Origin of the sequence: Allofustis seminis DSM 15817 (genome assembly GCF_000374325.1) — a bacterium.
In the GTDB taxonomy this organism is placed as follows: Bacteria; Bacillota; Bacilli; order Lactobacillales; family Carnobacteriaceae_A; genus Allofustis; species Allofustis seminis.
In genome coordinates, this window is sequence record NZ_KB894089.1 from 1 (window position 1) to 16131 (window position 16131).

At 39.7% G+C, this 16131-nt stretch carries 15 protein-coding genes, 1 pseudogene and 1 other annotated feature; of the genes and pseudogenes, 13 read left to right on the forward strand and 3 right to left on the reverse strand.

The window, feature by feature from the left end:
• The 7 genes and pseudogenes from C231_RS0107255 to nusG all read left to right on the forward strand — a co-directional run.
• On the forward strand, window positions 1-1098 hold a 1098-nt coding region (locus tag C231_RS0107255; RefSeq protein ID WP_018659959.1), incomplete at its 5' end, for a SpaA isopeptide-forming pilin-related protein.
• 96 nt (window positions 1099-1194) lie between these two features.
• Window positions 1195-1917, forward strand: a pseudogene (locus C231_RS08105) (ABC transporter ATP-binding protein); the annotation flags it as partial.
• A 226-nt stretch (window positions 1918-2143) separates the two neighbouring features.
• Window positions 2144-4579 (forward strand): CPBP family intramembrane glutamic endopeptidase, encoded by a 2436-nt coding sequence (locus C231_RS0107265; RefSeq protein WP_018659961.1) that lies wholly within the window; start codon window positions 2144-2146, stop codon window positions 4577-4579.
• A gap of 92 nt (window positions 4580-4671) precedes the next feature.
• Complete coding sequence (locus C231_RS08355) at window positions 4672-5292, forward strand: sigma-70 family RNA polymerase sigma factor (protein WP_018659962.1); 621 nt, start codon at window positions 4672-4674, stop codon at window positions 5290-5292.
• 138 nt (window positions 5293-5430) lie between these two features.
• Window positions 5431-5583, forward strand: coding sequence for a 50S ribosomal protein L33 (gene rpmG / locus C231_RS08485; protein ID WP_083912545.1), 153 nt, complete (start codon window positions 5431-5433; stop codon window positions 5581-5583).
• A 17-nt stretch (window positions 5584-5600) separates the two neighbouring features.
• A complete protein-coding gene (secE, locus tag C231_RS08490; RefSeq protein ID WP_018659963.1) occupies window positions 5601-5777 on the forward strand; it encodes a preprotein translocase subunit SecE in 177 nt (58 codons plus the stop codon).
• A gap of 107 nt (window positions 5778-5884) precedes the next feature.
• Window positions 5885-6451 carry a transcription termination/antitermination protein NusG gene (nusG, locus tag C231_RS0107280; RefSeq protein WP_018659964.1) on the forward strand — a complete coding sequence of 189 codons (567 nt, stop codon included), beginning with the start codon at window positions 5885-5887 and terminating at the stop codon, window positions 6449-6451.
• Window positions 6452-6514: 63 nt separating this feature from the next.
• On the opposite strand, the gene C231_RS0107285 is transcribed toward nusG, so the two are convergent.
• From C231_RS0107285 to C231_RS0107295, 3 genes are all read right to left on the reverse strand, one after another.
• Window positions 6515-7237: a TrmH family RNA methyltransferase gene (locus tag C231_RS0107285; protein ID WP_018659965.1), complete on the reverse strand. Its 723-nt coding sequence runs from the start codon at window positions 7235-7237 to the stop codon at window positions 6515-6517.
• 40 nt (window positions 7238-7277) lie between these two features.
• Window positions 7278-7955, reverse strand: coding sequence for a response regulator transcription factor (locus C231_RS08360; RefSeq protein ID WP_018659966.1), 678 nt, complete (start codon window positions 7953-7955; stop codon window positions 7278-7280).
• Between the two features lie 134 nt (window positions 7956-8089).
• Window positions 8090-8743, reverse strand: a complete 654-nt coding sequence (locus tag C231_RS0107295; RefSeq protein WP_018659967.1) for a DUF6568 family protein — start codon at window positions 8741-8743, stop codon at window positions 8090-8092.
• A gap of 384 nt (window positions 8744-9127) precedes the next feature.
• Between C231_RS0107295 and rplK the strand changes: the two genes are divergently transcribed.
• The 6 genes from rplK to C231_RS0107325 all read left to right on the forward strand — a co-directional run bounded on the left by rplK (window position 9128) and on the right by C231_RS0107325 (window position 16052).
• Entirely contained in the window at window positions 9128-9553 is a 426-nt protein-coding gene (rplK, locus tag C231_RS0107300) for a 50S ribosomal protein L11 (protein ID WP_018659968.1), read from the forward strand.
• Window positions 9554-9654: 101 nt separating this feature from the next.
• Window positions 9655-10362, forward strand: coding sequence for a 50S ribosomal protein L1 (gene rplA / locus C231_RS0107305; protein WP_018659969.1), 708 nt, complete (start codon window positions 9655-9657; stop codon window positions 10360-10362).
• A gap of 164 nt (window positions 10363-10526) precedes the next feature.
• Window positions 10527-10681 (forward strand) — a sequence feature (ribosomal protein L10 leader region).
• A 31-nt stretch (window positions 10682-10712) separates the two neighbouring features.
• Window positions 10713-11249, forward strand: a complete 537-nt coding sequence (gene rplJ / locus C231_RS0107310; RefSeq protein WP_018659970.1) for a 50S ribosomal protein L10 — start codon at window positions 10713-10715, stop codon at window positions 11247-11249.
• Between the two features lie 81 nt (window positions 11250-11330).
• Entirely contained in the window at window positions 11331-11705 is a 375-nt protein-coding gene (gene rplL, locus C231_RS0107315; RefSeq protein WP_018659971.1) for a 50S ribosomal protein L7/L12, read from the forward strand.
• A 118-nt stretch (window positions 11706-11823) separates the two neighbouring features.
• Window positions 11824-12963: an exonuclease SbcCD subunit D gene (locus C231_RS0107320; protein WP_018659972.1), complete on the forward strand. Its 1140-nt coding sequence runs from the start codon at window positions 11824-11826 to the stop codon at window positions 12961-12963.
• On the forward strand, window positions 12960-16052 hold the full coding sequence (locus C231_RS0107325; protein WP_018659973.1) for an AAA family ATPase: 3093 nt from the start codon (window positions 12960-12962) through the stop codon (window positions 16050-16052). The genes C231_RS0107320 and C231_RS0107325 overlap by 4 nt, the downstream gene beginning before the upstream one ends.
• Window positions 16053-16131 lie beyond the last annotated feature (79 nt).

The following is a 16131-nucleotide window of genomic DNA, read 5'->3' on the forward strand; positions in this document are numbered from 1 at the left end:
AATCAACCGATCCGCCAACGCCTCCAAGTGGTGAAAGTGGACGCTGAAAGCGGCGAAACCATTACAATGGACCATGCCCACTTTAAGATTTATGACCGCCAAACCCAACGCTTTGTGATCATGGAAAAACCAAATACCCTAGAAAAAACGGACATTTTTGTCACGAATGAAAACGGGTATTTTATTACCCCCACAACATTAGAATATGGGGTCGATCGCTATGAACTCCGTGAAATTAAAGCCCCAGAGGGCTATGTTTTACCTCGAATTGCTACGGTATTCTCCATCGATAGCCCAACAGATAAAATTAAAATCATAAACTTTAGCAACCGTCAAGCTCGTGCAAACATTAGACTCTTTAAATATGACCGTGCCCAACATGTGCATAAAAGAACTGGAATTGCAGGCGTGACGTTTGACTTGTATCGCACCTATAAAGGTGTGACAGAAAAAGTGGGCACCTATACCACTAATGCAGCAGGAGTATTAACCGTTGAGAAACTCCCAATTGGCGATTATGCATTCCATGAAATGCGTATGCCAGAGGGCTATAAACGTTTAGAAAAACCTGTGAACTTTAGAATAATGGTTCCTGATGATGGCAAGGTGATTGTCCTTGACGCTGAAAATGAACGTCAGCCCATAGAGCTGCAAACAACCGCTACAGTTGGGGACAATGAAAAAGTATTCAACCCAATAGATGAAATTCCAGTAAAAGATGAAATTTCATTTACTCACTTAATTCCAGGAAAAGAATATGTATTCAAAGCCCAAATCATTGAAACAGGTCATCCAGACCGTGTGATTAAAACGTTAGAATCACGTTTTACACCCGATACAATGAACGGGACACATACGATTGAAACGACTTTAACCCCTGATCAAGTGCGTGGAAAATCCATCACCTGGTTAGAAACACTTGTGGATGGGGAAGATGAAAGCTATGTTTGGGCAGAACACCATGACCCAAATGATGAGAGCCAAACCGTTCGTATCACTGACCCTAACGTGGGCACACAAGCCACAGATGTTACAGGCAAATTCCAAGCCTTTGATCCGCTTGAAAAAGTGACGCAATATACCTTATGCTCCTCATAAAAATAAAAAATAATTAACATAAATTAAATATGAAGTTCCTTGTGTATTAGCTCTTTTGTTGTATACTGTATAAATAGAAGTTAAGGGGGATTTAGGATGATTAAATTCGAAAATATTGTCAAACAATATGGCGACAAAAAAGCACTTGACCACGTATCATTTACTATTAATGAAGGTGAGATTTTTGGACTCATTGGTCATAATGGTGCTGGAAAATCGACCGCCATCAAGATCTTAGTGAGCATCATTGAAGCAACGGCGGGTCAAGTCTCGGTCAATGACTTATTGCTTAATGAACATCGCGATGAAATCAAAAAACATATCGGCTACGTTTCTGATTCCCCAGATATCTTCTTACGTTTACAAGCAGAAGAATATTGGGAACTTATAAAAGGTGCATTTGATATTCCAGATGATCAGTACCAAGAACGCTTAGAACATTTGGTTCATTTATTTAGTTTGGAAAATGAACGCCAAGAATTCATCGAGAATTTCTCTCATGGAATGCGCCAAAAAACATTTTTAATTGGTGCATTGCTCCCTAATCCAGATATTTGGATTTTGGATGAACCGATGACAGGACTAGACCCACAAGCACAATATGATTTGAAAGAAATGATGAGACAACATGCGGCAGAAGGAAATATTGTATTATTTTCGACACATGCACTGGAAGTGGCGCAAGAATTGTGCGACCGTCTAGTAATCTTACGCCGCGGCAAAGTCATCTATGAAGGAACACTAGATCAACTGCAAGCACAAAATCCAGGACGCTCCCTTGAAGCCATCTATCTTGATATGGCCGGTAGAAAAGCGGATGAACGCGATGCTCAGCATGAACAAGCCTCTGAAATGGCAAAAATAGAAGGTGTAGATAATGGAGTTGCACCAGAAGAAAGCGAGCCTGTAGAAGAAGATAAGGAAGTGCCAGAAGAAATTGAAGAGGAACAATCTTCAGGAACAGTTTCAACTGAAATGGCAAAAGCTCATCTTGATGAATTGAAGCATGCATCATCTGATGCACCAGTCAAGGAGCGTGATGATCATGAATTTTAAACATATCAAAGAGTTGTTAGTAGTGGATATGTTAACTTCTTTACGCCAATTATCAAATGGTACTAAAAAAGAAAAAATTACAAAGAAAAATGTTTTCCGAAGAGTGCTATTGCAAAATATAGTTATGCTTTTCGTGCTACCTTTTATGTTTTCGGCTATATTATTTGAGATGCCGTTGAATGAAGTGCCTGGCACGACCACATATTTGATCTTTTCCATTTTATCCATGGGCTTTTTTCAAATGTTTATTACGACCTATACGCTCATCTTTGGTGAGAATAATTTTGCGCATTATATGGCACTGCCATTCACAAAAAGTGAATTTTTAGTTTCGAAGCTGTGTGCCGTGGCACTATCTTGTGGGGGATTTATGTTCCCAGCAGCTATTATTTTGGCATTATTTGCGTATCAGAGTGGTGTACAGTGGATATGGGGAATTTTATTTGGACTATTTAGTTTCGTCTTGTTCAATGTGGTGCTCTTAGAGTTGATTATTGTCATCACATCCTTCCTATCTCGCTTGCCTCTTTTCCAGCGTTATGAAAAATATATTATGCTGGCGATGAATGGGCTTATGATTGCTTACATTTTTTATGTGAGTTTCAGTATAAGTTATAACGGCACTAATATTCCAGGGGATGTTGATTTTTCGGCGCTTGACCGCAAAGTTGTTCCGATCATTCTACCTTTTTTACAAGTGTTCACATCGGAATGGATGGCGGGTTGGATTGGTGTTGGAATATGGTGTGCCGTGGCGTTGGGATTATTTTATGCGATTCAGCGTACGATATTGAAGCAACTCTTCAATGAAAAAGCTCCTCGTCCAAAAGGAAAAGTTAGAAAACATAAAATAAAAGAAGGGCATATCGTTTATCGTTCATTGCAACAATCGCTACGCCACTATCAGCTCAAACAATTGGACGACACATCGCTTTTGCTTATGTTCTTTTTTAGCAAAATCTATTTTCCAATGATTATATTTATTCCATTTTATATGCATGGGGCAGATTTTATGGCAGAGATCGTGCCTAATTATGCGATCGGTATCTATGCATTTGCTGGGTTGGTGGGGGCTTATATGACGATGGGGCCTGCTAACTTATCAGCTGTTGCACTCTCACTTGAAAAAGACAATTTCTACTATATTATGACGTTGCCATTTAGTTTTTCAAATTATGTGCGCAATAAATTCAAAAGAGTGCTAGCGCTTGAGTGGCTAACGGGGGCATTGATCTTTTTAGTGATTGCCTTATTGTTGCGCGTGCCACTGCTTATTTTTCTTTTCTTTATTTTGGGATTTTCGATCGGAGTTTATGTGCTGACGTCTTATTATTTCAAACGAGACTGGCGCATGTTGAATCTACGATGGGCCAATGTTAATGAATTATTTTCTCGTGGCAACCAGCGCGTTTTGATGATGTTTTTGAGCATTTTTATCATGATGATTATGGTTGGCGCCTTTTCTGCGTTGATAGTGGCAATGCAATTCCTTGAACCACTATACCAGCTTTTAGTGACACTTTTGATTATTGCCCTTTCGCTAGGTCTTGCATTTTGGAATTGGCGCAAAATGAATCGCGACTTCTGGCCAATTTTTGATGGGAAATTAGCAGAACCCGTAGAGTATAGCGATATTCAAAAAGAAAGTCGCCAAAAAGCGGGCTATTTGTCAAAAATCTTTTATCTACCGCAACGCCCATTACGTTTTAGAGATTATGTTGGTATGCTCATCACATCGAGTTTAGTATTACAAATGATTGCGATAACAGCTTATATTGTAATGCATGGGCAAGCTTATATACAATCAGGCGGTCAGAATTTGGACGGCGCGCTAGCCGAACTAGCGGCAGGAACGACGATTTTAAGTTTTCCTTTAACGCTTGGTATGATTTATTGGCTAAAAATTCCACTCTTTAATCGTAAACAACTTGCTCCAGAAGAGTCCGTGCTCATTCCAGGATTGACGAAAAAAGATTGGAAATTTCTAGCATTTTATATTCCAATTTCTTTCTTGCTTTATACGGCAGGGCAATGGGTTGTGACCCAATTCTTCGGCGATATTAACCCTATAAATCAGCAAGGTGTAGAATCAATTGCCCAAAACATTCCGCTTGGTGTACTCTTTTTAATGATCGTGGTCGTTGCGCCGATTGTGGAAGAATTATTGTTCCGTGGCATGATCATGTTTAGACAACCACTCAAAGAACCAACTTGGCTTGCGACATTGGGAAGTGCTCTTCTATTCTCATTAGTGCACACACCAACTGACATTCCTTCTTTTTATACATATTTTACACTGGGGCTGGTCTTCAGTTATGCTGTAAAAAGAACAAAAAGTGTTGAAGCGGGCATGATTTATCACATGCTTAACAACTTGCTCGGTTTTCTTATGATCCTTTTAGCACAAGGTATGATCAACTTCTAGATCGTTGTGCAATTTGAAATGAACTAGTCAAAAGACTCCCTTTCCCATAAGATGAAAGGGAGTCTTTTGTTATTATTTTAGGAGGAAATGGCGTGCCTTATCCTACATATTATGAATATATTACAAGCGATCATCGTGAAACGGCAGATCGTTATGTTTTTATGATGAAGCATATCGGTCAATCCCCTTTTGAAGAATTGTTGCGTTGCTGCCATGGTCTCTCGCGCGGACTCATCCGCAAATATTATCTAGAAGGCTATGATAGAGCCGACCTTGAACAAGAAGCGCGTATGATCTTGGTCGAAGCTTTACAAAATTATAAATGGCATGAGAATTTATCTTTTATGCAATATTTTCATCTATGTCTACAAAATCATTTGAATAAATCGGTCCGCAAACAACAAGCGCTCAAGAGAAAAGCAACGCACTATGCACACTCGCTCGAACGCATGAGTGACCGTTCGGGCGTGTCATATGAGTGTTTTCTCCCTAAATATTTGGAAGAACCTTGTGCCATCTACTGTACGCAGGAAAGTTATCGCCAGTATCGTGGAGAGTTGTCGCCGATTGAAGAAGATGTATTTCGCCATTTTATTGCGGGCATGAGTTATCAAGAGATATGTGAGACATTAGAGTTAGATCTGGGCATGATGAAGCGAGCATTATACCGTTGCAGCGCTAAATTAAGAAAAATAATTCGCAACAATCATTAAATAAAAGTCCGCTACCTACCATGAAGCTCGCAACGCACTAAAGGATAAAAAAGAGCTGTCGAGATTTATTTGACAATAAAGGGAAAAACAAGTAAAATGCAATGGCAGTAGGTGACTGTAAAGAAAGGGAGGATCGCGATGAAAAAGCGTAAGACGTCTTTAGCCTGTTCAGAATGCGGTTGTCGAAATTACAGTCTTGAACCACGTGCTAAGATTCAAACAGAACGATTAGAAATTAAGAAATTTTGTAAACGATGTGGCAAGCATACCTTGCACAAAGAAACACGCTAATTGAAAGGAGCCGGACATTGAACAAAGATACACATTTTATCGGTGAAGTGCTTCACGAAATGAAACAAACGACTTGGCCAACTTCTGCAGAAATGAAGAAATATTCATCACGCATTTTTGGCACAATTTTCCTTTTTGCACTCTTTTTCTGGCTAGGAGATACAGTCATTAATTTATTACTTTCATTTCTATAAGAGAATCGATAGTCAAGTTGTAACAATCGTGCTATAATAAAACTAGTAAAAACCTTCTGCACAAGAGAAGGTTTTTTAATTTGAATTTTTAAGAAAGGGTGGCAACAATGGGTATTAGTAAACGTTTAGAAACAGAAAAAGCATGGTATGTCCTGCACACCTATTCAGGTTATGAAGATAAAATCAAAAAAAATCTTGAATCACGTATGACCAGCATGGGGATGGAAGACAATATTTTTGAAATTTTAGTGCCACAACATGCTGTCTATGAAGAAGATAAAGAAGGGGACCTTGTTGAAGCTCAGAAAAAAATATTCCCTGGTTATGTACTTGTTGAGATGATTATGTCTGATGAAGCATGGTTCGTTGTGCGTAATACACCAGGTGTGACGGGGTTTGTTGGTTCACATGGCGCTGGTAGTAAGCCAAGTCCACTGCTCCCTGAAGAGATTGAACGTATCTTCAAGAGCATGGGCATGAAACCACGAAAAATCGACATTGATGTCGAAGTGGGCGAGACGATTCGCATTATTTCAGGGGCATTTGCAGGCATGGAAGCAACTGTTGCAGCAGTAGATGAAGATCGCGGATTGATTGATGCGACCGTTGAGATGTTCGGACGAGAAACGAATGCAGAATTAGAATTCAGTCAAATTGCAACATTAGAGCATTAAACAAAAAAACTTCAGGCAAATTTTGCCTGAAGTTTTTTGCTTAAAGGGTCATATTAATAAAAATTAATGGCACTGAAATTCATAAAGGGCCATGGCCACAGAAATGGGCAAATTCAAAGAGTCAATGTCGGCAGTCTGCGGAATAAAGACGCTCGTCCCCAGTGGTGCATAGTCTTGTTCTAATCCAGATCCTTCATTGCCGAAGATTAAAGAGTAGTGCTCATCGGAGGGATGGATCGTATGCACTTTTGGTAAGGGAAGTGCTGATGCATTCAGCAAGAAGAAATATTTGTGCCGACAAGTAGAGTAGGTGGCATGATAGTCCGCCATTGAATTAAAATGCGTATGATGAATTTTGAAGAATGCTCCCATTGATGCACGAATTGTCTTAGGATGATAAATATCGCAAATGGTACCAACTGTTACGAGATGATAGATCCCCATGCCGACCATTGTGCGAATGATTGTGCCTAAGTTGCCCATATTGGAGACATTTTCCAAGACGACATGTGAGATATCTTGGACAGGAGGCAGTGCTTTTTTGAGGACACCGACAACACGTGTATTTTCTTTATGTGCAAGGCGGCGAATGCTGCGCGCGCTGATATCATAGGGAATAGCATGCTGTCTTAAGCGTTCAATAAGAGATGGGGCCTCATAGTAGTCTGGATCAATAAAGACATGTAAAAATAGCTCGGGAACTTCTTCCAAAGCTTCGATTGTTGGAAAAGCACCGAGAATGTATGTATGAGGCAATTCTTTTTTGTAAGCAATATATGATGTCATAAGATCTTCCTTTTATGAGTGAGTAGCTACCTTTTTAAGATTAGCCGTAGTACCAAGAATAGCCAAGCCCATGATGCGTTTGGATTGGCGTAAGATTGAATGTGCTAAATTTCTTCCGAATTTGATGGATGAATTGGACCGATGAATGAGGGGAAGTGTGCATATGCCCTGCATTAATATGATCGCAAATTTGTTGTGCTGTAAATATTGTACCAGGAGAACGTGCCAGAAGTAATAATATTTGGAATTCTCTTTTCGTGAAATGGAGCGTTTTTCCTTTTATTGTGACACAATAATTAACATGATCAATTTCAATATGGCGAAAATAAGTTCGAACTGTCCCAGGATGTATATAACGTGCACGACATCGTAGATGACTATTAATACGTGCAATGAATTCATCATTTGTTACAGTGATGGGAAAATAATCATCAAAACCGCCATCTAGGACAGATGGAATAGGAATGTCGCGATCGGTGGTTGCCATATAGATAATAGAGGCAGTAGTTGCCAGTCGTATAGTATTGCGAATTTCAAAAATGACCGAAAAATCATCATGGTGAACTAAAATTAAGTCGCATACAATGAAATCGGCAGGAATTAGCGGTGCATCAAATGTATGGATGGTAACTTGTGCACCATATGCTGTCAGCAGTTGCCTCTGCCAGGACAAAGCGTGTGGGGAATGGGTCAACATACAAATATTCTTACCAATCATCGTGGCACATCCTCACTTATATACTATTAGTAACATCTTATCTAAAAAAATAAATAAGCGCAACAGAATTTGAGGCGTGCTTCTTTACAAGAAGTATCTCGCGTCATCATATTCCGTTGCGCTTTTGCGCTAGATTATGGAGTCAAAAATTGAATGATATCTGTTTCCGTATAGTCCTCTTCAACATTGAATGTTTCTATAACTTTGCCTTTTTCAATTTTAACAAGTTGAGGGACAGTAAACAATCCGAGGTCCTCTAATCGTTGATCTTCACTACTAGTTGCTTTGGATGAATCAAAATAATAAATTTTACTGTCTATTTCTTTACTTGCTTCATTTAAGTAGCTGACAAACACTTCACAAAAAGGGCAGTCCGCTCTTCCCATATAAAGCGTAAAAGGTTTATTCGCTTCAATTTTCTCCTCGAGATCACCACTTTCAATCGTTGAAAAATCAGCAATCATTTTTCGATAATCACTTGTAGTTTCGCTTTCCAAGTTTTGTTGATTTAAGTTCGAAGAATTAGAGGATAGACCGTGCCATTTGATAAAAATGGGTGCAAGTATAAGCATTCCAGCGACGATAATAGCAGTAAATCGTGTATCTTTTTCCCATTTCATCCGCTTACCAATCCACTCTACAGTGATTGCTAAAAATACACTGCTGAGTGCAAGGATTAGGAGCTCTGTAAATGTATAATCACCACGCCGTATACTTGAAATCGAATCAATAACTAAGAAAAACGTTAATAAAATAATTGAAATACTATATTTTTTATCATATTTCATATAGCCTATCTCCTGTACTTAATTATTTTAGACATGAAAAATTTTTATCTTTTTATATAGATACAACTACTACAACTTAAAACTAATAAAAGCCTCCTTTCACTTAATCTAAATCATGATTTGAATAGAATATAGCAAAAAGTTATCAGGAAATCCTCAGTTTTTTGTAAAGATTGACAAAATGTTAAAATAATAAAAAAATAATTAGTGTTACTATAATTTTGAAAAAACATATGAAAAATTCATGCAAGACTTGCAGTGATAATAGACTTATAGTATAATATTCCAGTGTGTCAACAAGCACACGAAATATAGCAGAAGTGGGAGGGGAAATACTTACATCCCCACTTAACCACTCACGGACAAAACAAGGAGGTAAGTCACGTGGCAAAAAAAGTAATTAATGTCGTGAAACTTCAGATTCCTGCAGGTGCAGCAAGTCCAGCTCCACCCGTTGGACCAGCACTTGGTCAAGCAGGGATTAACATTATGGGGTTCACAAAAGAATTCAACGCAAAAACACAAGATCAAGCAGGAACTATTATTCCTGTAGAGATTACTGTATATGAAGACCGTTCATTTACGTTTATTACCAAAACCCCACCTGCCGCAATTCTTCTAAAACAAGCTGCAGGTATCCCATCAGGTTCTGGTGTTCCAAACAAAACGAAAGTCGGTTCCGTTACTCGCGACCAAGTGCGAGAAATTGCAGAAACAAAAATGCCAGACTTGAACGCTGCAGATATTGAAGCTGCAATGCGTTTAGTTGAAGGTACTGCTCGAAGCATGGGAATCACTGTCGAAGGGTAAGCAAGACCATTGCCGGACAGAAAAAGGTTTCTCGTGCTACCTGAAATTTTCAGGTTAGTGGGAGGTAAAACCGCTAATACCACATCAAGGAGGAAAAATTCATGGCAAAAAAACGCAGTAGAAAATATTTAGCGGCGCTTGAACAAGTTGACCGTTCTAAAACATATAACGCTTTAGAAGCAATTGAATTAGTAAAAGAAATCGCATATGCAAAAATCGACTCTATGATTGAAGTCGCTTATAAATTAGGATTGAATCCTAAACATGCAGATCAACAATTACGTGGTGCACTTGTACTTCCAAATGGTACAGGTCGTACACAGACTGTTGTTGTATTTGCAGAAGGAAGTGCAGCGGATGCAGCACGTGAAGCGGGAGCTGATTTCGTTGGAAGTAGCGATCTCGTTGAAAAAATCGAAGGGGGCTGGCTTGACTTTGACGTTGTAGTAGCTAGTCCAGATATGATGGCACAAGTTGGACGTCTTGGACGTGTTCTAGGTCCTAAAGGCTTAATGCCAAACCCTAAAACAGGTACTGTTACACCAGATGTTGCAGCTGCTGTTAAAGACATCAAAGCAGGACAAGTAGCTTATCGTATCGATAATCAAGCAAACTTGCACATCCCAATGGGTAAAGTAAGCTTTGATGCACAAGCACTTCGCGAGAACTTTGCAGCAATTCATGAGACAGTTCTTCGTGAAAAACCTGCGAGTGCAAAAGGTGTTTACGTGAAAAGTGTTACTATCGCAAGCACATTCGGTCCTGGTGTAAAAATCGACCCAACAACAATTATTCGCGATGCTGAATAATTAATCCAATTAACAAACAAAAACTTTTGTATGGTAAAGCCATGCAAAAGTTTTTTATTTGATGCAATTTTTAAAAAATAGGGAAAATTATGCTAGAAAGATATTTTACTGCTTGACTTTCTGAGCAAGCTTGTGTATACTACGTCAGTACCTTATGTACGAATTGAATATTTTAACATCAACCGAAGACAGTATGTGGCAATGCCTTAATTTCATACCGAGGGGAGTGTGAGTTTCTAGAGAAATGTGGGCTACCCACAACTTTCAAAAGAAAATTGACTCTCTTTCCATTTCGGAAGGGGAGTTTTTCACTTTCATTGGAGGTTATGTTATTCAGGAGGTGAAACTTAGTGAGCGAAGCAGTATTACAAAACAAAAAACAACTCGTCAATGAACTTGTTGAAAAATTTGAAAAAGCAAATGCTGTAGTGATTGTAAACTATCGCGGACTAAATGTAACAGAAGTGACTGATTTACGTAAACAATTACGTGAAGCTGGCGTTGAAATGGTAGTCGCTAAAAATACCATGTTACGCCGAGCAGCTGAAAAAATGGGATATGAAGGTCTAGATGAAGTTCTAACTGGCCCAACCGCTGTCGCTTTTGGTTATGAAGAAGTTCCAGCACCAGCAAAAATTATGACAGAATTTGCGAAAACAGCAGAACCGCTTGTTGTAAAAGGTGGGATCGTTGAAGGTAAAGTTGTAACGGTCGAAATGATAGAAGCCGTTGCTAAACTTCCAAGTCGCGAAGGCTTACTCTCAATGCTACTTTCTGTACTTCAAGCACCAATGCGCAATACAGCTTATGTTCTTCAAGCTGCAAACCCTGCAACAAAATTGGCATATGCCTTGAAAGATCTTGCAGAAAAAGGTGGCGCAGCATAAGAGACTATGGGAGCATTCCCATTAATTGCGTGAAATCACTTGCAATATATTAAAAATTAAAGAAAAAAGGAGAAATTTAAAATGGCTTTAAACATTGAACAAATTATCGAAGATATTAAATCAGCAACCGTTGTAGAACTTAACGAATTAGTAGGAGCAATCGAAGAAGAATTTGGCGTTTCTGCAGCAGCACCAGTTGCAGCAGCAGCACCAGTTGCAGGTGGCGAAGCTGCAGCAGCAGAACAAACAGAATTCGACGTCATCCTTAAAGATGCTGGTTCAGCTAAAATCAAAGTAATCAAAGTTGTACGTGACGTAACAGGTCTTGGCTTGAAAGAAGCAAAAGAACTTGTTGATGGTGCACCAAACCCTGTTAAAGAAGGTCTTTCTAAAGAAGACGCAGAAGCACTCCAAGGACAACTTGAAGAAGCTGGAGCATCTGTAGAACTTAAATAATTGACATTTCAATCAATAGAAAAGGCGTGGCGAAAACCATGCCTTTTTTATATGGTATATACATTAAAAATAAAGATTTTTGAAGCGGTTGGCAGCAATTGAAAAGAGGGAGCGATAGATGCGATTATTACATACGGCAGATTGGCACTTAGGGAAAATTGTCAATGAATTCTCTATGTTACCACTGCAAATGCAATATTTAGAACAATTAAAAACATATTTGGCGCATCATCCTGTGGATGCAATGATTATGGCGGGGGATCTATATGATCGTGCCGTTCCCGCAAAAGAAGCGGTACAACTGGCCAATGATTTTTTTACATATGTGACACAGGAGTTAGGGATTGCACTATTTATAATTGCAGGCAATCATGATAGTAATGAACGCTTGGAATATGGTGCAGATTTATTTGCCCATAGTCAGCTATTCATCGAGGGTACTTTGAAACGCCATGTGCGTAAAGTAGCGTGGCGTGGGGCAAATTTCTATCTTATACCTTACGCTGACCCTAGAGAAGTGGCGGCAGTGCTAGAAGATGATATGATCAAGACACCAGAAGATGCGATTCGTGCTCAAATTCAAACAATTAAAGCAGAAGATTGGGATCCAAAAGCCCTTAATATATTAATCTATCATGGATTTGTAGTTCCCGATCCAGATCATCTTCCTGAAGAATCCGACTCTGAACGTCCCTTATCTATTGGAACAATTGAATATGTTCCCGCTGCACTTTTTAAGGACTTTGATTATGTTGCACTCGGTCATCTGCACAAGGCGCAACGCGTTGGAAGTGAGAACATTCGCTACAGTGGTTCCCCCATCAAATATTCAAAATCAGAAGCGCATCACCGCAAACAAAATCTTCTCATCGATCTAACGAAAGACACTTTAAAAGTAAAATCGCTCGATATCACTGTCCCGCTTGATTTGCGTATCATTCGCGGTACATTCAAAGAATTAATGAAGGAACAATCTGACGATTTCTTATTTATTGAATTGGAAGATATGCACTATATTACAGATGCCATGCGCCGTTTGCGCCAAAATTATCCCAATACGATGGCGTTAGAGTACATTTATCAAACAAGTCGGGATCAATTGCAGATGCATCATTCAAAAGAAAAATTAGAAAAATTATCCTTGGCACAACTTTTCAGCGAGTTTTATGAATCTTTTGTTGAAGTGCCACTTGAACCAGATCAAGAAATGATTATTCACAAGATGCTCAACGAGATTAATGAGGAGGAAAAGGCATGAGACCTGTCCGATTGAGAATGAACGCATTCGGCCCTTATCGCGGTTTGGTAGATCTGGACTTTACGAAGTTTGGACATCATTCACTTTTTTTGATTTCGGGGCCCACTGGTTCAGGTAAGACGACCATTTTTGATGCAATTGCATTTGCCTTATACCATCGCGTCAGCGGTAGCAGTCGCAATCAAAATGATATGGAATCTGTGCGTTCGCAATTTGCGAGTCCAGAAGACATCTGTTTTGTGGATTTTACATTTGAGATTCAGCAAAAAATATATCGTATTTATCGCCAGCCCAAGCAAGAGATTATCAATGACAAAGGCAAACGCCGCATGGACAGTCATAAGTTGGAGTTCTATGCGCAGGGGCAATTAGTATCGACAAATAAGGGCGAAACACAAAAAGCAATTCATGACTTATTAGGACTATCTTATTCACAATTTCAGCAAATTGTCCTACTGCCACAAGGGGAATTTCAAAAGTTGTTGCTGGCGACAAGTAAGGAAAAAGAGGAGATTTTCCGCAATATCTTTGGAACGGAAATTATTCAGCGCTTCCAAGAAAAATTGCGCAAGCAGACAGCTCTATTACAAAAAGATCGAAAAGTAGCCGAAGGACAGTTGGATCATTTTCTAGAGAGTATCGAAGCGGCACCAGAAAGTCGCCTTGCAAAAAGTATCACAGATAAAAATTATGCCGATGTTCTCAAATATTTGACCATACAACTTGAAGAGACCAAAGCGGCATTGAAACATTCAAAAGAAAAAAGTGCGCACAATCGGTGCCAACTTCGCCAAAAAGAAATGTGGCTACGTGACCTTTGTCTCAACGAACAATTGGAGGCACAAGCGGAGCAATTCGTTGATCGCGCTCCTTTGATTTGCCATTATAAAGAGCAACTGGCACATCATGAACAAGCACTAAATGTACAACAGGCGCTACAACAATTAGAACAAGCGACTACACAACGGATACAGACTGAGTATGACTTAATTGAAAATCAGGCAGAAAGCAAACAATGTCAGACCGAAATGGCTCAAGTAGAACAAGAGGCAATAAAAGCTGAACAAGCTTGGACAGATCGCCACCAATTAGAAGAGCATTTGCGCCAGTTAGAAAAGCAGCAGCAGGATTTTGCTGAAAAAGAAGCTCTTCTCTCCAAGATCAATGATGCGGAGAATTCACGTGCACAAAGTCTAGCGCAAGAGCGTGATATCGAACAACAACTGGAAAAACTCCGCAAAACAATTGCGACAGTCGAGCAACAATTAGAGCATCTAAGCGCTTGCCGTATTGAGCTTCAGGAAAAACAGCATCTCCTTTCCATTTCTTCTGAGCAATTTGTGCAGTTGGAAGAAGTCGTTCAATTATTAAAAGAAAAAGAACAGCTGCAAAAGCAATTGCAGACGGCTTTAGAGCATGAGCGCCAAGCAGAAAATGACTGGCAACAAGCAGAAGTTACCTATCAACAAGCGCGGACACATTATTTTGCAGATTTAGCTGGCATCTTAGCAGAAGAATTGCAAGATGAGCAGCCTTGTCCAGTTTGTGGAGCAACTCATCATCCTGCACCTGCCAAACGTGGGGATAATGATCTAACAAAAGCGCAACTGGATGAATATGAATTGCAACGGAATCGCGCTCTAGAAGAGAAGACCGTTCAAAATGAAATGGTACGCACACTTGCTTCATCCATTGAAAGGCATGCTCAACTTCTTAAAGAGTCTGCGCGCAATGAGTGGACTTCGCTTTCTGAAGCAAGTCAGCAACGTCAAAAGATAGAAGATGAAATGAATGAATATCGTCAAGCGATTAAGACACTTTTGGAACAATTGAATCAGGAAGAGCAGTGGCGACAAGAGTTAAAAAACTTGCAAGAAAGCTATCACCAAAGTGAACTTACATGGCATGATCTAAAAAAACAAGAAGAATATGAAACTGCACAAATTAAATCTTGGACGCAGGAATGCCGTGCACTAGATGAAGGTTTGACTTATGATTCAGCGGCAGCTATTGCTGAAAAATATGAAGCAATTACCCAAGAGCTAAAAAATCGAGAAGAAAAATGGACGCAATTAACACAGCGCCAAACAGTACTAAAACAACAACTAGCACGCCTAGAAACATCGGCACAGCACTTGCAGCAGCAACAACAAGTTGCACAGAAGCAAGAACAGGCAGAACAAGACCACGTAGCTGCATTGAAAAAAGAAATGCATTTTGATGGTGACCTGAATGATTTTCTATTAAAGGCGGAGCAGGTCAGCGATTATCAGGAAGCGATTGATCATTTTGAAAAAGATCACGAATATAATAAGCGCCAACGTGCCGAATTGCAACCGAGATTAGCAGAAATTCCGCAACAGCTAAAAAGTAGCCAACTAAAAGAAGAGGTTGACCAACTCCAAATAAAAATGACAGCAGATGAAAGCGAGCAAGAGCAGTTAATTGAAACGATTACGTTGCACGAAAAAAGTTATCGTGAAATTGCCAAAACTTATGATGAATGCGATCAATTGCTAGATGAACTCTCGCTTTATGAAGATCTGTCGCAAGTGGCAAATGGTTCCACGACTCGTACGCAACATATTTCCTTTGAACGCTATGTTCTTAGCATCTATTTTGCGGAAATTATCCAAGCAGCCAATCTTCGTTTCGAAAAAATGACAAATGAACGCTATCAATTCATCCCACGTACCGAAAAAACAAAAGGCGGCGGTGCAGATGGCTTGGAATTGGACGTATTTGACCGTTATTCTGGCAATACTCGTCCAGTCAATACACTTTCAGGCGGTGAAACCTTTAAGGGCTCTCTTGCCTTAGCACTTGGATTGAGCGATGTCATTCAGAGCCAACAGGGCGGAATTGCGATTGATACGCTATTTATTGATGAGGGATTTGGTACATTGGATGCCGACTCCTTAGAGAGTGCAATTGAGACCTTGATTGATTTGCAGTCGACAGGACGGCTGATTGGTGTCATCTCCCATGTGGAAGAGTTGAAAAATCGTCTGCCTGCAAAAATCATGATTCAAAAAAGAAAAGAAGGCAGCGATGCCCATATTGTAACCCCGCAAGACCGTTTAATGTGAGAAGATTTTGCGGTCTAAAGGGCGCGATAATAGGAGTGTCTTCTTGCCAAATGAGTGTATCTCAAGGTATACTAAATGA